This is a genomic window from Streptomyces sp. NPDC060209 (assembly GCF_042728155.1).
Taxonomy (GTDB): domain Bacteria; phylum Actinomycetota; class Actinomycetes; order Streptomycetales; family Streptomycetaceae; genus Streptomyces.
This window is the reverse complement of sequence record NZ_JBHWZS010000075.1, coordinates 1-20,552: the sequence shown is the minus strand read 5'-3', so window position 1 is coordinate 20,552 and position 20,552 is coordinate 1. Positions and strand designations below refer to the sequence as shown.

Genomic DNA, 20,552 nt, shown 5'->3' with positions numbered 1-20,552 from the left:
CCGTGACGGACTCTTCAGCTTCCGATGACAATGGCCCGAAGAACCACCGCACCGTCGACCGGGTGACCCAGATCCTCGAAGAGGTCGTCTACAGCCCGGGCATCGGCTTCGCCGAGATCGCCCGGGCGCTGGGCGCTCCGAAGAGCTCGGTGCACGGTTTCATCCAGGGGCTGCAGGCCAAGGGCTGGCTCTACGAGGACAACCGCCGCTTCTATCTGGGCCCGGCTGTGTACGGCCTCACCTTGGCCAGCGGACACATCCGGGCCGGGCAGGTGACGCAGGCGGACCTCGACGCGCTGCACGAGGCGACCGGCCTCACCGTCTTCCTGGGCGTTGAGGCCGGTGACCAGCTGATCTACATCGGCGAGTCGGGCACGGATGCCCTCACTGGGTTCGCGGCGCGCTCCAACATCCGGCGCACGCTGCTGAACACGGCGGGGGGCAAGGCTCTGCTGGTGGCGCGCCCGGACCCTGAGCGCGAGGCCCACCTGCGTCGGCAACAAGCGGAGAGCCCTGCGCTCGTCTCGGAGTTCTTCTCGGAGTTCGCCGACATCAGCAGGAGCCGGGTGGCGACAAACCTTCGGCACCACGGCGCTCAGCTCGCGTTGGCGGCCGTCGTACACAATCAGGCTGGGGAGAGCGTCGCGACGGCCGTCCTCATCGGGCAGGCGGCCGACATGAGGCCTCGAGAGGCGAAGCTGCGCGCGACGCTTCTCAAGCACGTCGACGCCTGGTCGCAGCAGTCCGTTTCTGCGCGGGAACCGATCTGACGCCCTGGAATGATCTCCCTGCTCGGCGCGCTGACCACCTTCTGGGCAACCGGGCTCCCCCTGTGGGCCCGGATCAGGAACGGCCTGCTGGCGACTGCCGTGCTGACCGCGTCGATGTCCGCGGTCCTGATCGCCCCGCACGGGTGTGCCATGGTCCCGGCCAGCGTGCTGATCATCCTGATCGTCTCGCTGGCCTACTACACCTTCATGCTGACCGCCGGCCCGAGCCCGGTCATGATGTTCTGCGCCGCGGTGCTCGGTACGTTCTTCGGCGCCGACCAAGCCCTCGGCCGCCAGGTGGTGGGCATCAACGCTGCCGCTGCGTTGTTCACTTCGGTTCTGTTGCTCCTGCCGCTGATCTTCGCTCCGCACCTACCGGAGCGGCGTGCCCTGGCCCGGGCACAGAACGCTGTGGCCGTCTAGCAGATCCGGCCCGACGCCGGCCCGGAGACGCGGCGCGCCGACCGCAACGACGCCTACCAGGCGGTCAACAGCGCCTGGCTGACCCTGCGGTCCGCATGGCCCGCCGGCCAGGGGACGCCGACACCGTGAGCTCGTCGCGGAACTGATGCAGGTCAACCGGAGTCCGGCAGCGACCATCCTGGGCCGGCTCGGCACCGATGCCGCGGTACGTCCGTTGACCCCGGACACGCCGCTGCTGCTGGGACGGCCGAGTTGGCGCTTCCTGATCGGCCACGCCGTGGAGTGGTTCACTTCGTGGCGCATGGCACTGGCCGCCGGTATCGCCGGCACGGTCAGCCAACTGCTTGGAACCGGGTCGCGGCTACGAGTCGCGCCGCACACCGGCCGTCGGAACCCTGCTGGGTGTCGGCGTCGTCCGGGCGGTCTCCGCCCTCCACCCGTCGGCGTGGTGGTCCCCGTGGTCGTCGTGCTGATCTGGATGGTCGGTCAATACTTCGCCCTGGCGATGAACTACGCCTTTGCGCTGCTGTTCGTCACCCCCATGGCGCTTCTGGCCGTGGAAGCCAGCGGCACCGGCGGCACGGTGGCGTCCCTCACCTTCGACCGCTTCACCGACACGCTCATCGGAGCCGTGACCGCGTTGCCGTAACCTGGGGCACGAGTTGGTTCTTCCCCCGCTGACTGGTGGGTTCACAGTCCGCCCGCACCGCCGAGGCCGTTGCGGCCCTGCAGGCGGTCAATCGGGCCGGACATCAATTCGGCGCGGAAGGCCGCCGGGCGCGTGTCGAGCTGCAGTACGAGCTGATCCACCATCTCAGCGTCCTGGATCGCGCCGTGCGCGACGATCCGATGCTGACCGATCTCGCTGACGAGGAGCACCGCCTCGCCGACGAAGGCTACGCGGCTCTTGGCCGCGCTTGGCAGGTCCGGCCCGTGTCCGTCGGGGAGCTCGCGAGCGAAGTGTGTCCCGGAGGCCGATGACGAACCGCTGCGGTGTTCGGGCCCGCTGCCCCGGTGGCGGTGGCCCGGCGGCGCTGGCGGAGGAGATGAACCGCCGCGGACAGTCGACACCTGACCCGTCTGCGGCGAGCCGCCGATGTTCTGTCAGGGCTGAACGGGCCGTGAAGGGTCGGCCTTCACGCCCGAGGGCCTGGTGGGCTGGGGCGCAGTCATGTCGAGCAGGAGCATGGCGTCGTAATCCGCGCTGTCCGGTTCGGCGGTGTAGGCGCCGAGGCGTTGGCCAGGCGTGCCTTCGAGGTTCATGCTCTGTCCGCTGAGAGTCAGGATGCCGACCTGCGGGTGGTGGAAGATCTTCTGGACCTTCTTGCGTCCGATGACCTCGTAACGCTCCCAGAGCCTGGCGAAGTCAGGGCTCTTGAGTAGAAGCTCTCCCACCAGGCTGGTGAGGTCCGGGGCGTCTGGGTTGGTGCCAGCTTCTGCGCGCAGCCGGGCGACGCAGGTGCGGACCTGGGTGTCCCAGTCGGGGAACAGCTCGCGCGCGGTCGGGTGGAGGAAAAGATAGCGGGCGAGGTTGCGTTGCTTGGCCGGCCAGTCGCCGAGGCCCGCGTACAGGGCCAGTCCGGCGGGGTTCCAGGCGAGGAGGTCCATGCTGCGGCTGACGATGTAGGCGGGGTTGGGCCGCATCGTCTCCAGGAGCAGTTTCAGGTGCGGGCGGACTGTCCGGCTGGGCGGGGGAGGCGGTTCGGGGGCGTAGCGGGCTGCACGGGCGGCGAGCTCGCGCAGGTGGTGGTGTTCGTCGTCGTCGAGGTTGAGGGCACGGGCGAGGGCATCGACGACGCCGGGGCTGGGCCGGGTCTCCTTGCCGCGTTCGAGGCGGGTGTAGTAGTCGATGCTGACCCCGGCGAGGGTGGCCAGCTCCTCGCGGCGGAGCCCGGGGGTACGGCGAGTGCCGGGACCGGGGGTGAGGCCCGCACTCTGGGGGCTGGTCTGGGTGCGGCGAGCGCGCAGGAAGCGCGCCAGTTCGTCGCCACTGATGTGATGCTCTGCTGCCATGAATCCAGTGTCGCAACGCTGCCGTCGGAGCGGAATCTGTGAGGGGGGCCGTGTCATACCCCCCGAAGATTTTGCCGACGGGGAGGGCGCCCTGACCGGCCGGCTCGGGCGCCGCGCCCTTCAGTGGTGCCACCGGCTTCCCGTCATTTGCGGGCCATTCCGATACGTTCGAGCCAGTCGCCCACCTCGGCCTCGGCGTCACCCATGTCATCCCGCGAAATGGTGAACGCATTGCCCACAACCGCGGAGTCGGAGACTGTTTCGGTAATAGTTTCCACAGTGCCCGACAGGCCGTTTCCGCCGTGCGTGCTGAACGGGATTACATTTTTTCCGGAGAAATCGTGACCCTCGAAGAACGTATGCATTGGCATCGGCAGTTCGTACCACCAGATCGGATAGCCCACGAACACCGTGTCGTAATCCTCGAGGTTCCGGATCGGCGACTTGAGCTTCGGTCGCGCGCCTGCTTCCTGCTGTTCGAGCGCGAGGTCCTCCAGTGTGTCGTGATCAAGCGGCAGCTGTTCAGCCGTCTCGATGCGGAAGACTTCGGCTCCGGTACGCCGGCTGATGATCTGAGCGACGTACTGCGTATTACCCAGGACATTTCCGTCGACGACGTGTGTGCTGTTCTCCTCGTCCTCGGTCATGCCGTCGGGGTCATCTGCCTCCGGCACAGAGAAATAGGCGACCAGGATGCGCGATTCGTCCTGCGGCGGAGCCATCTTCTTGGGGGCCGCCTCTTCGGCGGCATCGGCGCCCCCCACTATGGAGCAGCCCGCGACGGCAGTCCCGGCCAGTGCGGTGGTAGCCAACGTGAGAAAGTTACGGCGCGTAATGCTGGTCATGTCTCATGGCTTTCTGTCTTCGGTGTGCGGTTGCTGTCGAGTGCCCGGAACCCCATGAGGAAGGGGCTCAGGAGAGTGGTGGTGTGCTTCTTCACATGGTGAGTCGTTCCTGGTGAATGCGGCGGGGAGAGACTCCTATTCGCCACAGGAGGCGCTGGTTGGCCAGCACGGCGGGGTTCGGACCCACGATGAAGAAACCACCCTTGGCGATCTCCTCCGCGGTGAGAATTTGGTCGAGATCCGTGCGGCGGAACCTGCCGACCTTCGTGGTTACTTTCAAACGGCCGCCCGATGCCGCCTGGTATTCCTCCAGCACATTTCCGTAATAGGCATCCTCCGGGCGGCGCACGGCCCACAGGAGGTGGATCCTTCGGGTGGTGTGGTGGGCTGCGGTCAGGCTGAGCAGTGGCGCCACACCGGCGCCCATCCCGACGAAGACCAGGGGTGCTTCGCGGTCACGGCCCTGGATGGTCGATTCGAAGCGTCCGAAAGGCCCTTCCAGGCGCACATGGCTCCCCAGCTCGAGGTCGTCGAGACGCCCGGTAAAATCTCCGTGCTGACGGATGGTGAAGGACAGTGCCTGCCGGCTGTTGTCGGTGACGGAGAAGGGGTGCCACTCCCTACCCACGGCAGAGGAGTCCTGGAAGCTGAGGAAGAAGAAGTCTCCCGGCTGCGAGGAAGCCGTGCTGCCGCCGAGGTCGACCGTCAGTCTGCGAGTTGATTCCCCGAGAGGTTCATTTCTCGTGACCGTCCCCATCAGATATGTGTCGGGAGCGACCCACTTCTTCCAGGCGTAGAAGGAAAGCACCGACACGCTGTACAGATCGAGGAGCAACATGAAGGGGAAGTGCTGATTCACTCGCAGGAGCAGGTGTGCGTGCAGCCAGATCATGGCCACGATCACGAGATTGAGCCGATGGATCCACACGGAGACCTGGTGGCGGAAAACCGTCTCGAGAAGGTTCTTCGTTTTCTGTAGCAGTCGCGACCTGTCGACGATCCAGCCGCTCATGAAAAATACTGCGTAGCACAGCACTGTGAGCGATCCGTAGAATCCCCAATCCCCAAGATACCGAGCAAGGCGGCTGGGGGAGTATGAATTATTGCTGTGTAGGTAGGCTGAGATGATCGCCAGTACGCCAAGCATTCCGTGCAGGCCGTAGATGGCTGGGAGCCCGACGAATCGGTCCAGCCACCGGGGCCTCGTGCTGAGCGCAATGGCCAGCAGCCACCATGCGTAGGCAATCAGTCCGAGGAAGATATAGAACTTCAGCTGGTCAGGTTCGGTGGCCAGAGCATCGTAAGTGAGCACCAAGGGGAGCGGGAACAACACCGTGAGGCTCCAGAAGAGCAGCTTGTGTATCACGACCCGTGCTCCATTTTTGCCGACGGGGTATGTGCGCTCGGTCTCGTGTCGCGTATGTTCTGCAGGTTGACGTAGATCAGTGCCGCCATGGTCAGGACGGCAACCGTCACGAGGATGATCGTCTTGCGTTTCGGATTCACGCGACAGCCTTTCTGGGCAAAGAAAAAACATCGGACTGCGGTCCGGAATTCGAGTCGTTCGATCGACCGGGCGCAATGCCGGATTCATTAAATGTGCTAGCTCATCGCGTGGCGGGATTCCTGGCAGCGGGCCCGCGCCGAGTCCTCGGCGGGGTTCACGCCGACGGTCAGGGTGTGATCAGAGGGTCACATCACCTGGAAGCTGCTGCCTTGGTCTTTTCGAGCGCGTCGTTGAATCCTTCGGGCGTATGACTGTTCCCCGCGACGCGGTCGAGTTCGACATCGTCGATGTCCCTGCCGGTCACGAGCTCCGGAACCGCGTCGGCGAAGCGCTTCTGCAATGCGAGAGAGGTCTCGTTCGTGGCGTGCGGGGTGACTTCGACGGCAGTGACCTCATCGTCCTCGAGGGTGAGACTGACCCCGATGCTCGAGCCGCGGGTCCCGTACTCACCGTCAACGGTGTACTCGCCATCCTCGTACGAGCTACGGCCCGGCGGGGCCGCGTCAGGGGAGCTGGAGGCGGCAGGTGAACTTGTGGACCTCGCGGCCGAGCTCGCGTCGTCGGCGTCCGGGGACGCACAGTTGGCCAGCGCCGCGGTGACGGAGACGCCCAGCAGGGCCGTCGTGAACTTCTTGCTCAGGACTGACATGTCTTTCGGCTTCCTCGGTTTCTGCTTTTCCGGTGTATCGCGGGCGGCTGCCGCCGCTCAGGTGAAGAGCTCGCCCAGGAAGTCCGGTGAGGCCTCGGCGCGCCCGTCGGAACCCATCCGTACGTACGTGAAGTCGAAGGAGTCCAGGAGCCGCCGCGGCTCGGTGAAGAAGAGGGCCGTCGCCAGGCCGTCGGCACGGGCCGCTTCTTCGGCCACGACCCAGGTGGCGGTCACCTCGCGCACGGGCACGCCGGTTCTCGCGTCGAGCACGTGGTGCAGTCCGTCCCCCCAAGCGCGCCGGCTGACACCGGAGGCGCACAGAGCTTGGCCCCGCAGTTCCGCGACGCCGATCACCAGTCGAGGATCGAAGGGATGCTCCAGACCGACGCGGGTGGCACGCTCGCCCCGATGACGCAGGTCACCGCTTGCGTCGACGACGGACCGGGTGTGGCCCGCCCCCTGGAGGGCTTCCGAGAGGATGTCGACCAGGTATCCCTTTCCGGCCGCTCCCACATCGATGACCAGCGGACGTCGTGTGACGACGGTCGTGCCGTCCCGGGTCACGTCCGCGGCCCAGGTTGCCCGCCCCCGGGCACGCTCCTTGGCCCGTACGTCATCGGGAGCGGGGGCGAGGGAGTACGAGGCGTCGTAGCCGAGAAGCTCCAACTCCCTTCCCACCAGTGGGTCTACGGCACCGTCGGTGGCCGCGAAGAGACGGTCGTAGAGTCCGAACAGCTCGAGCGAGTCCTCGGGGAAATCGAACCGTCCGCCATCGGGAGCGGAGGCGATCCGGGACACCAGCGAGTCCGGACGGAAGCGGGAGTACGTGGCATCGAACCGCTCGACCCGGTCGAGGAGGGCGGAGCGCAGCCCCAGGCTCAGAGGCTCGTCGGTCTCGATCACCCAGCGGGTTCCGATGGCATCGAAGTCGAACCGGCTCCCGCCCGGATTCGCTTTACCGGTAGCGGCTGCTTCCCGCTGCTCCTTCTCCGGCTTGTTGTGACTCACAGTGGGTGCTCCCTGCTGGCGACGACTTCTTGGGGCGTGACGGGCGGCCCGGCATTCTCGGGGCCAGGCTCGTGTTTCTGGAGCAGCGGCGTCGACGGCGCGCTCAGGGGGCGGGAATGGCGGATCCGGGCGGCGGGGGAGTGCCGAGGTGGGCGACTACATGCAGCTTTGCATTCCCTTGACCTTCGGGACAGCCGCGAGGGGGGCCGTGTCATACCCCCGCTCGTCACTCCCTGGCACGGCTCGGTCTGGCAGCTGGGCGGCCGGACCGGCAGGCTGCGTCACAGCTGGAGATCCCTTCGGTCGCCGGCTCACTCGGCCTATGAGCCACGGAGGGTGCGTGTTGCACAACGCTCCCACCGCCTTGTCGGTGTCGGCTCATGGCCGTGGACGACGGGACCCCCCACCTCCGGAAGGAACACAGAGATGGCCCACCTGAACAGAAGGATCTTGACCGCGGCGATGATGGGCGTATCCGTCACGGCCGTCCTGGCCGGCTGCTCGTCGTCGAACGACGCGGCCCCTACGAGCACGACGTCCACGTCGGAGAGTGCCGCCGCACCCACCAGCGAGTCAGCAGAGGAGCGTTCCTACGCCGACGGTGACTACAGCGCCGACGGTGAGTACGGAACCCAGGACTCGAGTATCGGCGTTTCCCTGACCCTCGACGACGGAGTGATCACCGACGTCGACGTCGATCCGCACGCGACCGACGAGACATCCCTCGACTACCAGGAGCGCTTCGCGGCAGCCGTCCCGGAACTCGTCGAGGGCAAGCGCATCGACGAGGTACAGCTGGAGCGCGTCGCAGGGTCGAGCGGCACGCCGGACGGCTTCAACGACGCCCTCGCGAAGATCAGGGACGAAGCTTCGAAGTAGAGGTGCGCCGCAGCCGCGACGGTGGACCGCCCGGCTCTCATGGCGACCCTCGCCCCTGATGCCGTGGCGAGGGGGGCCCTGTCGCACCCCCGTTGGCCGCTCCCTGGCAAAACCCGGCCTGCCTGTTCGGCGCGCGAAGCGGCACGGTGGATGACGTCACCCGCTCACCCACCTTCGCAGGAGCGTCTCCTCATGCCCACCCCCACCGACACGACCGTCCTCGTGGCGGATCAGGCCACAGCAGCACCGCGCCTGGACGGCGCCGGTGTGGCGTTGGGGGCCGCGCTGCTGGGCTTCTTCGTCATCACGCTGGATGCCTTGGTGGTCAATGTGGCGTTGCCGTCCATCCGGGGCAGCCTCGGCGGTGGCATCACCGGCCTGCAGTGGGTGATCGACGGCTACACGCTGATGTTCGCCGCTCTGCTGCTGTCAGCAGGCTCATTGACCGACCGGCTCGGGGCGCGGCGCACCTTCGGAGTGGGTCTGGCCCTGTTCGTTGCTGCCTCCGCCGTGTGCGGGCTTGCGCCGAATCTGGGCATGCTGGTCGGTGCGCGACTGGTGCAGGGCGCCGGTGCCGCGGTGATCGTGCCGTCTTCCCTGGCGCTGATCCGGGAGGCGTTCCCGGACGCGGGACGACGGGCGAGGGCGATCTCCATATGGGCGCTGGGCGGCTCGGTCGGCTCGGCAGCGGGCCCGGTCGCGGGTGGTTTCCTCAGCCAGGTGGACTGGCGACTGATCTTTTTCGTCAACCTGCCTGTCGGCGTGCTCGCCCTGTTCCTGCTTCTGCGTGCCCAGCGTTCGCCGCGGTCGGAGAAGGCGCCGTTCGACTGGCCTGGGCAGCTGTCGGCCGTCGTGGCGATGGCCGCGCTGACCTTCGCGGCGATCGAGGTCGGCAGTGCCGGCTTCGGCGCTCCGCAGGTGCTCGGCTCGTTCCTTCTCGCGGTGGGAGCGGTTGCGGTGTTCGTGGGGGCCCAGGCCCGTGGTCGGCATCCGATGGTCGGGCTGGCTCTGCTGCGGGACCGCACCATGGTGTTGTCCTCAGCCATCGGCTTCGCGCTCAATGTCGGGTTCTACGGCATGATTTTCCTGCTCAGTCTGTACTTGCAGCAGGCCAAGGGAATGTCCGCGCTGGCGACGGGGCTGGCCTTCGTCCCGATGACGCTGCTGACCGCGTCGGTCAGTCCCACCGCTGCCTGGTTCGCCGCACGGTTCGGCGCCCGTATGCCTGTGATCACCGGTCAGGTGGCCATGGCGGCCGGCCTGGTGCTGCTGGCCCTTGTGCCGGCCTCGGCGCCGACGTGGCTCCTGATCGCCGCGATGATCCCGGTCGGGGCAGGCGGCTCACTGGCCGTTCCCGCTCTTACCTCCCTCCTGCTCGACCATGTGGCGCCCGGTCGGGCCGGCACGGCCACAGGGGTGCTGAACACCTCGCGTCAGGTCGGCGGCGCCCTCGCGGTCGCGGTCTTCGGCGCGCTGATCGCCGAGCCCGGCCACCTGTCGGGCGGGCTCGAGGCCAGCCTGCTCATCGCCGCGGCCGCGGTCCTCTGCACGACCGCGGCGAGTTTCCTGCTCCGGCCGGTCGCCCGCGTGTGACTCCTGGGCTACGCGCTGCGGTGACGCAGACTGACCTGAGAAGCAGACAAATTGGAGAAATGCAAATGAAATACATCAAACTGCGTGAGCTGAAGGTGTCGCGGATCGGTCTGGGTGCGATGGGCATGTCCCACGGCTACACCGGATCCGGGACGGATGAGGCGGAGTCGGTCCGTACCCTGCACCGAGCGCTCGAGCTGGGGGTGACGTTGATCGATACTGCGGAGATCTACGGCCCGTACACCAATGAGGAGCTCCTCGGTCGCGCGCTGAAGGGCCGCCGCGACGAGGTCGTGCTGGCGACCAAATTCGGTCTGGTCTCGCACGCCGGTGAGGGCGCCTGGAATCTGGACAGCACCCCCGCCAACATCCGCACTGCCGTCGAAGGCTCTTTGAAGCGGCTTGGCACCGACCACATCGATCTCTACTACCAGCACCGGGTCGACCCGAACACTCCCATCGAGGAGACGGCAGGCGCGGTCGGCGAGCTGATCGCTGAGGGAAAGGTCCGTGCATTCGGCCTGTCCGAGGCCGGCCCGGACACCATTCGCCGCGCCCACGCCGTTCACCCTGTGACGGCCGTCCAGTCGGAGTACTCCCTCTGGACCCGGGGCGTGCAGGACCGGGTGCTACCGGTCCTGCGTGAGCTGAACATCGGCCTGGTGCCGTTCTCGCCGCTGGGCCGTGGGTTCCTGACCGGCACGATCCGCTCCGCCGACCAGTTCGACGAGAACGACTTCCGCCGCGACAACCCGCGCTTCACCGGCGAGAACTTCGAGCACAACCTGCGGCTGGCCGACGAGGTCAAGGCGATCGCGGCCGAGGTGGGCGCCACTCCGGCGCAGGTCGCGCTGGCCTGGCTGCTCGCGCAGGGCGACGACGTCGCTCCCATCCCCGGCACCAAGCGCGTGGCTCGGGTCGAGGAGAACAGCGCCGCCGACGCCGTCGAGCTGACCACCGAGCAGCTCGCCAAGCTCAGCAGCCTGCCTCCCGCCGCAGGTGACACCCACACCGAAGCCCAGCAGCAGATGCTCGAACGCTGACCCGAAGCGGTTCACGGGCCCGGCGGCAGATGACGGCCGGCGCTCGGACGACGTACCCGATCCCCTTCAACGCACAGCACATAGGAGACCCCCGTGCAGACCGTCACTCTGAACAACGGCGTCAAGATGCCCATCCTCGGATTCGGCGTGTTCCAGATCCCGCCGGAGGACACCGAGCGGACCGTCACTGACGCGCTTGCCGCCGGCTACCGGCTGCTGGACACGGCCGCCGCGTACGGCAACGAGGAAGCCGTCGGCCGCGCCATCAGGAGCAGCGGAGTCCCGCGCGAGGACCTGTTCGTCACCACCAAGCTGTGGATCCAGGACGCTCCCGGAGAGGAGAATGCCAAGCGCGCCTTCGAGACCTCGCTGCGCAAGCTCGGCCTCGAATACCTCGACCTGTACCTGATGCACCAGCCGTTCGGCGATGTCTACGGGCAGTGGCGGGCCATGGAGCAGGTGCATCACGAGGGGCGCGCCAAGGCGATCGGGGTGGCCAACTTCTACCCCGACCGGCTCGTCGACCTCATCAGCAACAACGACGTCACCCCCGCGGTCAACCAGATCGAGACCCACCCCTTCTTCCAGCGCACCGCCGATCAGGATGTCATGCGTGAACACGGCGTACAGATCCAGTCCTGGGGCGGATTCGCCGAAGGCAAGAACAACCTCTTCACGAACCCGGTCCTGAGCGAGATCGGCAAGGCGCACGGCAAGTCAGTGGCCCAGGTCGTGCTCCGCTGGCTCATCCAGCGTGAAGTCGTCACCATCCCCAAGTCCGTCCGCGCCGAGCGCATGGCGGAGAACTTCGACGTTTTCGACTTCGAGCTCACCGACGACCAGATGGCCTCCATCGCCACCTTGGACACCGGCTCGTCGCTGTTCTTCGACCACCGCGACCCCGCGGTCGCCGGCCAGCTCGGCAAGCGGCGCCTGACTGACTGACCCGGGCCACCCACCGCACCGACCAGAGGTTCAGCATGTCCCAGAAGCAGCAGATCACCGACGTACTCATGGTCGGTGCGACCGGCACCATCGGGCAGCTCGCGGTTCGAGCCGCGGAGCGCCACGGCCTGCGCCCGCGGGCTCTCGTCCGCGACACGGGGCGAGCCGCACGGCAGCTGCCCGGCATCGAGCTCGTGCAGGGAGACCTCGAGGACGGCGCCTCCCTACGGAACGCGGTCGCCGGAGCCGATGCCATCGTCCTTACTCACGGATCCGGTGGCGACCCACGCCCAGACGCCCGTGAACACATCGATTACGGAGGCGTCCACAACGTCCTCACGGCACTCGACGGCGCCCGGCCCCGGGTCGCTCTCATGACCTCCATCTACGCCACTCGCGACGACGTCGCCGGCGCGAACCCGTGGAAGCGACGCTCCGAGCGCCTCTTGCGAGCCAGTGGGCTGCCCTACACGATCGTGCGACCCGGATGGTTCGACCACGCCGGCCCCACCCAACGGCGACTCGTCCTGGAACAGGGCGGGACAGTTGACGGTGGAATCTCCAGCGACCAGATCGCCGAGACGCTCGTACGGAGCCTGCTGACCGACACCGCCCTGGGCAAGACCTTCGAGCTGATCGCCGCAGAGGGGGAGGGGCCCTCCGACCAGGCAGCCTGGGCCGGTCTCTTCGGTGCTCTGAAGGGTGACGGGCCCCGTTCCACGGACGGTGCGCTGGACCCGGCCGATCTCCCGGTCGAAGCCGAACCCCAGCGGATCCGCGCCGATCTCGACGAGATCCGTTCGCTCCGGAGGAGCGACGGACGATGACAGCAGGTGGGCGTGGAGCTGGAGCACGTCCTTCAGCCGTGGCAGGGCGCCGTGCGCTCCTTCGCGGCGCACTTCTGACAGGAGCGACCCTCATGACCGGAGCCCAGATCAGCGGCTGTTCCGTGTCGAAGGACGGCAGGAGCGCACCGGACCCCCCTGGTCGGACTTCACCGCAGACCCATGAGCGCACCGCCCCAACCACTTCGTCCGGGCAGCGGGTGCTACTGGCGTACTTCTCCCGGGCGGGCGAGAACTACTCGTACGGAGGGCGCACCGACCTCAGGACGGGCAACACCGAAGTCCTGGCCCGGACGATCAGTGAGCACATCGAGTGCGACGTCCACCGCATCGAAGCCGTCGATCGTTATCCCGACGACTACGAGGAGACCGTCGCTCGCAACGTCCGCGAGCAGGAGAGCGACGCCCGCCCGGCCATCGCGGACCTCCCGGCCTCGATCGAACCGTACGACACGGTGCTGCTGGGCAGCCCCATCTGGAACGTTCGCGCTCCCATGATCATGACGACCTTCACGCAGAAGTTCGACTTCGGCGGCAAGACGGTCCTCCCGGTCACCACGTATGCCATGAGCGGGCTCGGCACCACCGAGAGCGACTACGCCAGGTCGTGCCCCGGCGCGACTATCGGCGACGGACTCGCGGTACGTGGTGAGGAGGTCCGCGAGGCAGAGGCCGACGTCAGGTCCTGGCTGCGACGCACCGGCCTTCTCAGGGACTGAGCCGGCCAGTCGCCGAGCAGCCCTCCCACAAGCGCACGCGGACCGGACCGCCCGTGGCTCCCACCGAGACACGACGGACAGCACGACAGAAAGGCAGTCCTCTTGTGCCCACTTGGTTCATCACCGGCTGCTCCACCGGCCTCGGCCGCGCCCTCGCCGAGGCCGTCCTGGAGCGGGGCTGGAACGCGGTCGTCACCGCGCGCAGCGTCAGCAAGGTTCAGGACCTCGCCGCAGCCCATTCCGAGACCGCTCTCGCGCTGGCGCTGGACGTTGGCGACACCGCCGGCGTCGCCCGGGCGATGGAGCAGGCGGAGGACCGTTTCGGCGCGGTCGACGTGCTCGTCAACAACGCGGGGCACGGCTACCGCGCGGCTGTCGAGGAGGGCGAGGACGCGGAGGTGGGGGAGTTGTTCGCCACCAACTTCTTCGGCCCCGTCGCGCTGATCAAGGCAGTGCTGCCGGGCATGCGCGCCCGGCGCCGTGGCGCGATCGTCAATGTCTCGTCGATCGCGGGGCAGTACTCGTCGCCCGGTTCCGGTTATTACTCCGCGACCAAGTTCGCCCTCGAAGGGATGTCGGACGCCCTGAGCAAGGAGGTCGGCCCGCTCGGCATCAAGGTGCTCGTCGTCGAACCTGGTGCTTTCCGAACCGACTTCGCGGGCCGCTCGCTGCAGCAGTCCCGCACCCCCATCGAGGACTACGCCGGGACCGCGGGGCTGCGCCGCAAGGAGAACGACACCACCCACGGCCGCCAGCCCGGCGATCCTGAGAAGGCCCCGCAGGTCATCATCGACGCGCTGGAGTCCGGGAACACCCCCTTCCGGCTTCTCCTCGGCAGCGATGCCGTCACGGTCGTACGCGAGGAACTCACGGCTCGCATCGGCGAAGTCGATGCCTGGGAGGCCGTGAGCAGGACGACGGATTTCGCTGACTGACCGGCGCGTCAGAAGGATTGGGCCCCGGCTGCCCGGGGCCGAGGGGCGCGAGAAACGTTGGAGCCAAGTTTCGGTGGCGCGGGCATGAAGGCAGTAGGAGCGAAGCAGTTCGGTGGCGCGCAGGTCCTGGAGGACCTCGAGCTGCCCGTACCCGAGGCCGGGCCGGGGCAGGTGCGTATCCGTGTGCGCGCGGCGGCGGTGAACCCGACCGACACCATGCTGCGCAACGGCGCGGCGATCTCGGCCTGGCGGCAGAACGCACCGCCCTACGTGCCGGGGATGGAGGCGGCAGGAACAGTGGAGCGGATCGGTGAGGGCACGCGGACGGATCTGCGGATCGGTGACCGCGTGATGGCCGTCGTCGTACCGGTCGGCAGCCACCGTGCCTACGCCGAGCAGATCGTGGTGGCCGCCGACTCGGTGGCGCGTTCACCCGCGAACGCGAGCGACGTGGAGGCGGCGACGCCGCCGATGAATGGGCTCACCGCGCGGCTCACCCTCGACGACCTCCGTCTTCGTCCAGGGGCCACGGTTGCGGTGACTGGGTCGCAGGAGCCGTGGGCGGATACGTGATCGAGCTGGCGAAGGCGGACGGCCTGCGCGTGATCGCGGACGCCGCACCGAAGGACGAGGCGCTGGTGCGTGGGCTGGGCGCCGATGTGGTACTGCCCCGCGGGGAGAACTACCCCCGGCGTGTACGTGCGGAGGCGCCGGGGGGCGTGGACGGCGCGGTGGACACCGCGCTGCTGGAGAGAAGGCTGCTCCCGGCGGTGCGGGACGGTGCACGTATCGCCACACTGCGCCGCTTCGAGGAAGAGGGCGAGCGGGGAGTGACCTTCCACCCCGTGGTCGTCTCGGAACGCGCCCGGGAGGCCGACAAGCTGGAGAGGCTTTGCCGTCAGGCGGAGGAAAGCCTGCTGACGCTGCGTGTCGCCGAGGTGCTGCCCGTGCGGGAAGCAGCCGAAGCGCATCGCCGACTGGAGGGGGGCGGCGTGCGGGGCCGTCTCGTGCTCACTTCTGAGTCACGCGCACGAGGACTCCGGTCGAGCCTCCGCGCGCCGCGCAAGTGCGTGATGCCGGAACACTCGGGGGCGGCACCTCAAACGCCCCAGTGTGACACTCCCGCCCCGCCCGGGACAGAGGCCAGGGGGGCCGTGTCATCACCCCGGCTGGCCAACCCCTGGCTCAACACGGCCTGTTGCTGTTCCGGAACACCCCTCACGCTGTACGGAACCCGCATCACCTCCCGCGCCGAGGAGCGGGCGAGGCGACCTTCGTGTCGCGGATGCGGACAGGTCAGTACGACGCCATCTTCTCCAGTGCCGAAAGAGTGGGTATGTCTACCGAACCTTCCGATACGTCTGACTCTCCTCCCACCCGGACCGCCCCGTCGCGCCGTACCTTCATCGCGACGACCTCCGCGGTCGGCGGAGTCATAGCAGCAGGTGGTCTGGCCTCCGGCTCCACGCTGTTGAGCGCCCAGTCGGCAGCAGCCGCCGAAGCGCCACCGTCCAGCCGCGTCACGCTGTCCGTCAACGGCCGGCGGCACACCGTGACGGTCGACAACCGCACCTCGCTGCTGGACCTGCTGCGCGAGCATCTCGGCCTGACCGGTTCGAAGAAGGGCTGCAACGCTGGAGCCTGCGGAGCATGCACGGTCCTGGTCGACGGGCGCCGTGTGAACTCCTGCCTCACCCTGGCGGTCCGCCTGGACGGAGCCGAGGTGACCACGATCGAGGGTCTCGCGGACGGTGACGAACTCCACCCGCTGCAACAGGCGTTCATCGACCAGGACGCCCTTCAGTGCGGCTACTGCACGCCGGGGCAGATCATGTCCGGTGTCGGCTGCATCCAGGAGCGCCACACCGGATCCGAGGAAGAGATCCGGGAATGGATGAGCGGCAACATCTGCCGCTGCGGCTGTTACGTCAAGATCGTGCGTGCGGTCGAGCAGGCCACAGGCCGGAAGTGAGTGCCGATGTATCCCTTCTCCATCACCAAGGCGCCCACCACACGTGAGGCCGTCGACGCCGGCCGGCGCGGCGGACGGTACATCGCGGGCGGCACGACCCTCGTCGACCTGATGCGCGAGACGGTCGAACGCCCGGACACGCTGGTCGACATCAGTGGCCTGCCCCTGGGCGAAGTCACCGTCACCGGGCGCGGTGGACTGCGTATCGGGGCGCTCGTGACCATGGCCGAGGCCGCCGCCCACCGCAAGGTACGCAGCACCTACCCGGTCATCTCGCAGGCACTGGAGCTGAGCGCGTCGGCGCAGCTGCGGAACATGGCGACCGTCGGCGGCAACATCATGCAGCGCACCCGCTGCACGTACTTCCGAGACGTCACCGCGGCCTGCAACAAGCGCGAACCGGGCTCCGGCTGCGCAGCGCGGGAAGGCTACAACCGCACCCACGCGATTCTGGGTACCTCCGATGATTGCGTGGCCACCCACCCCTCCGACGTGGCCGTCGCGTTCGCCGCCCTGGAGGCGCGCGTGGTGCTGCTGGGCACGGGCGGGGAACGAACGGTGCCCTTCGCCGACTTCCTGCTGCGCCCCGGCCGCTCCCCCCAGCGCGAACATGACATCCGCCAGGGCGAGCTGATCACGGCCGTGGAGATCCCGGCGCACCCGCGCCCGCTGAAGTCGGGATACCTCAAGGTCCGTGACCGTCAGTCCTACGAGTTCGCCCTCACCTCTGCTGCCGTCGCCCTGCACATCCGTCGTGGCGTCATTCGCGAGGCGAAGGTCGCCGTCGGCGGCGTGGGAACGGTGCCGTGGAAGCTGCCCGCCGTCGAACAAGCCCTCCTCGGCGAGCGCCCGACGGAACGGCTCTGGGGTCGGGCGGCCGAGTCGGCATCGGACGGGGCGCAACCCCTCACGCACAACCGCTTCAAGATCGAGCTGCTCAAGCGGACCGTGGAACGCCAGCTGCGCATCGTAGGAGACGACACATGAGCCCCCAGCCGCAGGCAGCCGTCGGCGCGCCGCTCTCCCGCGTGGACGGGCGCCTGAAGGTCACCGGTCAGGCGAAGTACGCCGCCGATCACGAGCCCGAGGGGGTCGTGCATGCCGTCGTGGTCGACAGCCACGTCGCCCGGGGTCGGATCACGTCCATCGACACCCGTGCGGCCGACGCCCAGCCGGGCGTGCTCAAGGTCCTCCATCACGCCAATGCCCCGACGCTGCCCTACGGGCCCAACCCCGGGTCGCTCAACCTGCCCGGTGAGCGGCTGCGCGTCTTTCAGGACGACCAGATCCGCTTCCGGGGCCAGCCGATTGCCGTCGTCGTGGCCGCCACCCTGGAAGCCGCCCAGCATGCGGCGACCCTGGTGAAGATCGAGTACGACGCCGAACCGTCCATCACCGACCTGACCGACGCCCCGGCACCGGGCCAGCCCGTCACCTACGCACGCGGCGACGCGGAGACCGCCCTGCAATCGGCCCCTGTTCAGCTGGAGATGACTTACCGTCCCGCGCGCAACCACCACAACGCGATGGAGCTCCACGCCACCGTCGCCCAGTGGGACGGCGACCGGCTCACGCTCTGGGACAAGACCCAGTGGGTACAGAGCCCTCGCGCCGAGATCGCCGCCAACTTCGGTATCCCGCCCGAGAACATCCGAGTCATCTCTCCCTTCGTCGGCGGCGCGTTCGGCAACTCTGCTCGGGCTTGGCCACACATCACGGTCGCCGTCCTCGCCGCCCGCGAGGCGAAGCGCCCGGTCAAACTCGTACTGGCACGTGAGCAGCTGTACTCCGGAGTCGGCTACCGGCCCGGGTACGAGTACCGGATACGCCTGGGCAGCGACCGGAACGGCCGCCTCACCGCGATGGCCCACGACCTGCGGGGCGAGACCTCGCGTTACGAGACGTTCTCGGAACGTGGTGTCCTCTCCCCGGGGCAGATGCTGTACACCACACCGCACGTCTCCCAGACGTACCGAACGGTCCCCCTGGACGTGAACACCCCCACTCCTATGCGCGGGCCGGGGTACTCCACCGCGGCCTTCGCGGTCGAGAGCGCGATGGACGAGCTCGCCCACGAGCTGGGCATCGACCCCATCGAGCTGCGGCAGCGCAACGAACCCGAAAACGACCAGGCCAGTGGTCGGCCCTTCTCCACCCGTCGGCTGCGCGAGTGCTACACCACCGGCGCCCGGGAGTTCGGCTGGAACCGCCGCAACCCGAAGCCCCGCTCCACCCGCGACGGTGACTGGCTGATCGGCACCGGCATGGCCACCGCGCTCTACGACACCCTGCGGTTCCCGGGCCAGGCCCGAGTCCGGCTGGACGTCGACGGCACCGCCCTGGTCGAGTCCGCGACCAGCGACATGGGCCCGGGCACGTACACCTCCATGACCCAGGTCGCCGCCGACGCCCTCGGCCTCGCCGTCCGCAACGTGACCTTCAGACTCGGCGACACCGACCTGCCCCCGGCGCCCATCCACGGCGGTTCGCTGACCATGGCCAGCGTCGGCTCCACCGTCCAGGACGGCTGCGACAAGCTCCGTCAGCAGGCGATCACACTCGCCGTCGGGGACGAGGGCTCGCCGCTGTACGGCGCGAGCGCGGAGGACATCGTCGTCCGTGGGGGCCGATTGCACTTGAAGGACAACCCCGCCCGCGGAGAGACCTACCGCCAACTCCTCACCCGCAACGACCGGGAGTCCCTGGAGGCGCTCGGCTCCTATACCCCGGCCCAGTCCCGGTCCTCGATGTACGCCTACGGCGCGGTCTTCGCCGAGGTCGCTGTCGATGCCCGTCTCGGGCTCGTCCGGGTGCGGCGCATTCTGGGCGTCTTCGACGCGGCCGCATCATCAGCCCTAAGCTCGCCGACAGCCAGGCCATCGGCGCCATGGTGGGGGGCATCGGCACGGCCCTGCTGGAACACACGGTCACCGACCACCGCGACGGCCGGATCGTCAACGCGAACCTGGCCGATTACCTGGTCCCCGTGAACGCCGACGTCACCGACCTGAGGGCCATCTACATCGACGGCCGGGACGACGAAGCCGATCCCATCGGAGTCAAGGGCCTCGGCGAGGTCGTACTGGTCGGCGTGGCACCCGCCATCGCCAACGCCGTCTTCCACGCCACCGGCCGACGAGTGCGTGACCTGCCTATCACCGCCGAATCCCTGCTCTGAGCCGGCCCATGGGCAGCGGTGCACCGGTCACCGCTGCCCACAGGCCGGCCCGTTGTCCCACCCGGAGACCCGCCCATGCTGAACATCGCGGACACGCTGCACACCTGGTGCCGCGCAGCCCGCCCTTTCGCCCTCGCCACCGTCGTCCGGATCAGCGGCAGTGCGCCGCTGCCCGTCGGCACCGCGCTGGCCGTGGACGCCGACGGCAACGCGGTCGGCAGCGTGTCCGGAGGCTGCGTGGAGGGTGCCGTCTACGAGCTGTGCCAACAGGTGCTCGCGTCGGAAGGACCACCGGCCCGGGCACGGTTCGGCTACTCCGACGACGACGCCTTCGCCGTCGGTCTGACCTGCGGCGGGGAGATCGACGTCTTGGTGCAACGCATCGATCCCACTCTCCAGCCGCACCTCGCCGCGTTCTTCGGCGAGGTGAGGTCCGGCCGACCCACCGCCGTGGCGCAGATCATCGACGGACCTGATCACCTCTTGGGCTGCACCCTGCGGATCACGGGGGATGACGAAGCGCATGACGGGACCACCGGCCGCGAGGACCGGGACCAGGCGGTCGCGGCGCAGGCCCGTGCGCAGTTGCGTACAGGCAGTACGCGCCGGGTCGAGGTCGGTGGAGACGCGGCGACCTGCCCCGAAAGACTGTCCGTGCTGGTCCACACCCACGCTTCACGCCCACGCATGCTCATCTTCGGCGCCGTCGACTTCGCCGGCGCCCTGAGCCAGGTAGGCCACTTCCTCGGCTACCGGGTCACGATCTGCGACGCCCGCCCCGTCTTCGCTACTTCCGCGCGCTTCCCGCACGCCGACACGGTTGTGGTCGACTGGCCGCACCGCTACCTCGCCACTGCGGACGTCGACGAGCGAACCGCCATCTGCGTGCTCACGCACGACGCCAAGTTCGACATCCCTTTGCTCCAGCTGGCACTCGGCCTGCCGGTGGGGTATGTCGGCGCACTCGGCTCACGACGTACCCATGCTCACCGCCTGCAACTTCTCCGGCAGGCCGACGTCCCCGAGGAGCACCTCGCACGGCTGCGCTCCCCGATCGGCCTTGACCTCGGTGCCCACACGGCCGAGGAAACCGCGATTTCCATCACGGCGGAAATCATCGCTGTCACCCATCAGGGCACAGGAACACCTCTCACCCGGCGCACAGGCCCGATCCATCACCCCGTCCCGCCGTTGTGAGCGCGATCGAGCGATCCCCCTGTGCGGGTGC

Annotated in this window: 22 protein-coding genes and 1 pseudogene; 16 read left to right on the top strand and 7 right to left on the bottom strand. The window is 68.2% G+C overall.

Translation table 11 applies throughout. The features are described from left to right. Positions 1 to 2: 2 nt before the first annotated feature. The 3 genes from ACFWFI_RS16825 (at position 3) to ACFWFI_RS16815 (ending at position 1,842) form a co-directional block, all read left to right on the top strand. Entirely contained in the window at positions 3 to 770 is a 768-nt protein-coding gene (locus tag ACFWFI_RS16825) for an IclR family transcriptional regulator (protein ID WP_387390364.1), read from the top strand. 9 nt (positions 771 to 779) lie between these two features. Next, positions 780 to 1,193 carry a hypothetical protein gene (locus tag ACFWFI_RS16820; protein WP_387390361.1) on the top strand — a complete coding sequence of 138 codons (414 nt, stop codon included), beginning with the start codon at positions 780 to 782 and terminating at the stop codon, positions 1,191 to 1,193. Positions 1,194 to 1,338: 145 nt separating this feature from the next. After that, entirely contained in the window at positions 1,339 to 1,842 is a 504-nt protein-coding gene (locus ACFWFI_RS16815; protein WP_387390358.1) for an FUSC family protein, read from the top strand. A 41-nt stretch (positions 1,843 to 1,883) separates the two neighbouring features. On the opposite strand, the gene ACFWFI_RS16810 is transcribed toward ACFWFI_RS16815, so the two are convergent. From ACFWFI_RS16810 to ACFWFI_RS16780, 7 genes are all read right to left on the bottom strand, one after another. After that, positions 1,884 to 2,072, bottom strand: coding sequence for a hypothetical protein (locus tag ACFWFI_RS16810; protein WP_387390355.1), 189 nt, complete (start codon positions 2,070 to 2,072; stop codon positions 1,884 to 1,886). 225 nt (positions 2,073 to 2,297) lie between these two features. Beyond that, positions 2,298 to 3,206: a helix-turn-helix transcriptional regulator gene (locus ACFWFI_RS16805; RefSeq protein ID WP_387390353.1), complete on the bottom strand. Its 909-nt coding sequence runs from the start codon at positions 3,204 to 3,206 to the stop codon at positions 2,298 to 2,300. Positions 3,207 to 3,349: 143 nt separating this feature from the next. Next, positions 3,350 to 4,051 (bottom strand): flavodoxin, encoded by a 702-nt coding sequence (locus tag ACFWFI_RS16800; protein ID WP_387390350.1) that lies wholly within the window; start codon positions 4,049 to 4,051, stop codon positions 3,350 to 3,352. Between the two features lie 91 nt (positions 4,052 to 4,142). Then, a complete protein-coding gene (locus ACFWFI_RS16795; RefSeq protein ID WP_387390347.1) occupies positions 4,143 to 5,417 on the bottom strand; it encodes an FAD-binding oxidoreductase in 1,275 nt (424 codons plus the stop codon). Continuing rightward, complete coding sequence (locus ACFWFI_RS16790; RefSeq protein ID WP_387390344.1) at positions 5,414 to 5,557, bottom strand: hypothetical protein; 144 nt, start codon at positions 5,555 to 5,557, stop codon at positions 5,414 to 5,416. The genes ACFWFI_RS16795 and ACFWFI_RS16790 overlap by 4 nt, the downstream gene beginning before the upstream one ends. A gap of 191 nt (positions 5,558 to 5,748) precedes the next feature. Then, the gene (locus ACFWFI_RS16785) at positions 5,749 to 6,207 is read right to left on the bottom strand and encodes a hypothetical protein (protein WP_387390342.1); all 459 of its coding nucleotides are present in this window, start codon (positions 6,205 to 6,207) and stop codon (positions 5,749 to 5,751) included. A 57-nt stretch (positions 6,208 to 6,264) separates the two neighbouring features. After that, the gene (locus ACFWFI_RS16780; protein ID WP_387390339.1) at positions 6,265 to 7,215 is read right to left on the bottom strand and encodes an FAD:protein FMN transferase; all 951 of its coding nucleotides are present in this window, start codon (positions 7,213 to 7,215) and stop codon (positions 6,265 to 6,267) included. Between the two features lie 426 nt (positions 7,216 to 7,641). Here ACFWFI_RS16780 and ACFWFI_RS16775 point away from each other — a divergent pair, with 426 nt between their 5' ends. The 13 genes and pseudogenes from ACFWFI_RS16775 to ACFWFI_RS16715 all read left to right on the top strand — a co-directional run bounded on the left by ACFWFI_RS16775 (position 7,642) and on the right by ACFWFI_RS16715 (position 20,521). Beyond that, entirely contained in the window at positions 7,642 to 8,094 is a 453-nt protein-coding gene (locus ACFWFI_RS16775) for a hypothetical protein (protein ID WP_387390336.1), read from the top strand. 192 nt (positions 8,095 to 8,286) lie between these two features. Then, positions 8,287 to 9,687 carry an MFS transporter gene (locus tag ACFWFI_RS16770; RefSeq protein WP_387390333.1) on the top strand — a complete coding sequence of 467 codons (1,401 nt, stop codon included), beginning with the start codon at positions 8,287 to 8,289 and terminating at the stop codon, positions 9,685 to 9,687. A 65-nt stretch (positions 9,688 to 9,752) separates the two neighbouring features. Further along, positions 9,753 to 10,730, top strand: a complete 978-nt coding sequence (locus ACFWFI_RS16765) for an aldo/keto reductase (protein WP_387390330.1) — start codon at positions 9,753 to 9,755, stop codon at positions 10,728 to 10,730. Positions 10,731 to 10,823: 93 nt separating this feature from the next. Further along, positions 10,824 to 11,675 carry an aldo/keto reductase gene (locus ACFWFI_RS16760; protein ID WP_387390327.1) on the top strand — a complete coding sequence of 284 codons (852 nt, stop codon included), beginning with the start codon at positions 10,824 to 10,826 and terminating at the stop codon, positions 11,673 to 11,675. A gap of 35 nt (positions 11,676 to 11,710) precedes the next feature. Then, positions 11,711 to 12,502 carry an SDR family oxidoreductase gene (locus tag ACFWFI_RS16755; protein ID WP_387390324.1) on the top strand — a complete coding sequence of 264 codons (792 nt, stop codon included), beginning with the start codon at positions 11,711 to 11,713 and terminating at the stop codon, positions 12,500 to 12,502. A 92-nt stretch (positions 12,503 to 12,594) separates the two neighbouring features. Then, positions 12,595 to 13,239 (top strand): flavodoxin, encoded by a 645-nt coding sequence (locus tag ACFWFI_RS16750; RefSeq protein ID WP_387390322.1) that lies wholly within the window; start codon positions 12,595 to 12,597, stop codon positions 13,237 to 13,239. Positions 13,240 to 13,343: 104 nt separating this feature from the next. After that, positions 13,344 to 14,174 carry an oxidoreductase gene (locus tag ACFWFI_RS16745; protein ID WP_387390319.1) on the top strand — a complete coding sequence of 277 codons (831 nt, stop codon included), beginning with the start codon at positions 13,344 to 13,346 and terminating at the stop codon, positions 14,172 to 14,174. Between the two features lie 84 nt (positions 14,175 to 14,258). Continuing rightward, entirely contained in the window at positions 14,259 to 14,747 is a 489-nt protein-coding gene (locus ACFWFI_RS16740) for an alcohol dehydrogenase catalytic domain-containing protein (protein ID WP_387390316.1), read from the top strand. Continuing rightward, a complete protein-coding gene (locus ACFWFI_RS16735) occupies positions 14,732 to 15,613 on the top strand; it encodes a zinc-binding dehydrogenase (RefSeq protein ID WP_387390313.1) in 882 nt (293 codons plus the stop codon). The genes ACFWFI_RS16740 and ACFWFI_RS16735 overlap by 16 nt, the downstream gene beginning before the upstream one ends. After that, a complete protein-coding gene (locus ACFWFI_RS16730) occupies positions 15,511 to 16,146 on the top strand; it encodes a (2Fe-2S)-binding protein (protein ID WP_387390310.1) in 636 nt (211 codons plus the stop codon). The genes ACFWFI_RS16735 and ACFWFI_RS16730 overlap by 103 nt, the downstream gene beginning before the upstream one ends. Before the next feature lie 6 nt (positions 16,147 to 16,152). Then, positions 16,153 to 17,133, top strand: a complete 981-nt coding sequence (locus ACFWFI_RS16725; protein WP_387390307.1) for an FAD binding domain-containing protein — start codon at positions 16,153 to 16,155, stop codon at positions 17,131 to 17,133. Then, a pseudogene (locus ACFWFI_RS16720) lies at positions 17,130 to 19,324 on the top strand (xanthine dehydrogenase family protein molybdopterin-binding subunit). Before ACFWFI_RS16725 ends, ACFWFI_RS16720 begins: the two are co-directional and overlap by 4 nt. A 75-nt stretch (positions 19,325 to 19,399) precedes the next feature. Next, positions 19,400 to 20,521, top strand: a complete 1,122-nt coding sequence (locus ACFWFI_RS16715) for an XdhC family protein (protein ID WP_387390305.1) — start codon at positions 19,400 to 19,402, stop codon at positions 20,519 to 20,521. Positions 20,522 to 20,552 lie beyond the last annotated feature (31 nt).

What these genes read in the sequence shown, in the direction of transcription:
- ACFWFI_RS16755 (WP_387390324.1), top strand. Translation starts at nt 11,711, where the DNA reads ATGTCCCAGAAGCAGCAGATCACCGACGTACTCATGGTCGGTGCGACC.
- ACFWFI_RS16725 (WP_387390307.1), top strand. Translation starts at nt 16,153, where the DNA reads ATGTATCCCTTCTCCATCACCAAGGCGCCCACCACACGTGAGGCCGTC.
- ACFWFI_RS16770 (WP_387390333.1), top strand. Translation starts at nt 8,287, where the DNA reads ATGCCCACCCCCACCGACACGACCGTCCTCGTGGCGGATCAGGCCACA.
- ACFWFI_RS16805 (WP_387390353.1), bottom strand. Translation starts at nt 3,206, where the DNA reads ATGGCAGCAGAGCATCACATCAGTGGCGACGAACTGGCGCGCTTCCTG.
- ACFWFI_RS16715 (WP_387390305.1), top strand. Translation starts at nt 19,400, where the DNA reads ATGCTGAACATCGCGGACACGCTGCACACCTGGTGCCGCGCAGCCCGC.
- ACFWFI_RS16750 (WP_387390322.1), top strand. Translation starts at nt 12,595, where the DNA reads ATGACCGGAGCCCAGATCAGCGGCTGTTCCGTGTCGAAGGACGGCAGG.
- ACFWFI_RS16820 (WP_387390361.1), top strand. Translation starts at nt 780, where the DNA reads ATGATCTCCCTGCTCGGCGCGCTGACCACCTTCTGGGCAACCGGGCTC.
- ACFWFI_RS16775 (WP_387390336.1), top strand. Translation starts at nt 7,642, where the DNA reads ATGGCCCACCTGAACAGAAGGATCTTGACCGCGGCGATGATGGGCGTA.
- ACFWFI_RS16785 (WP_387390342.1), bottom strand. Translation starts at nt 6,207, where the DNA reads ATGTCAGTCCTGAGCAAGAAGTTCACGACGGCCCTGCTGGGCGTCTCC.
- ACFWFI_RS16730 (WP_387390310.1), top strand. Translation starts at nt 15,511, where the DNA reads ATGTCTACCGAACCTTCCGATACGTCTGACTCTCCTCCCACCCGGACC.
- ACFWFI_RS16800 (WP_387390350.1), bottom strand. Translation starts at nt 4,051, where the DNA reads ATGACCAGCATTACGCGCCGTAACTTTCTCACGTTGGCTACCACCGCA.
- ACFWFI_RS16765 (WP_387390330.1), top strand. Translation starts at nt 9,753, where the DNA reads ATGAAATACATCAAACTGCGTGAGCTGAAGGTGTCGCGGATCGGTCTG.
- ACFWFI_RS16740 (WP_387390316.1), top strand. Translation starts at nt 14,259, where the DNA reads ATGAAGGCAGTAGGAGCGAAGCAGTTCGGTGGCGCGCAGGTCCTGGAG.
- ACFWFI_RS16815 (WP_387390358.1), top strand. Translation starts at nt 1,339, where the DNA reads ATGCAGGTCAACCGGAGTCCGGCAGCGACCATCCTGGGCCGGCTCGGC.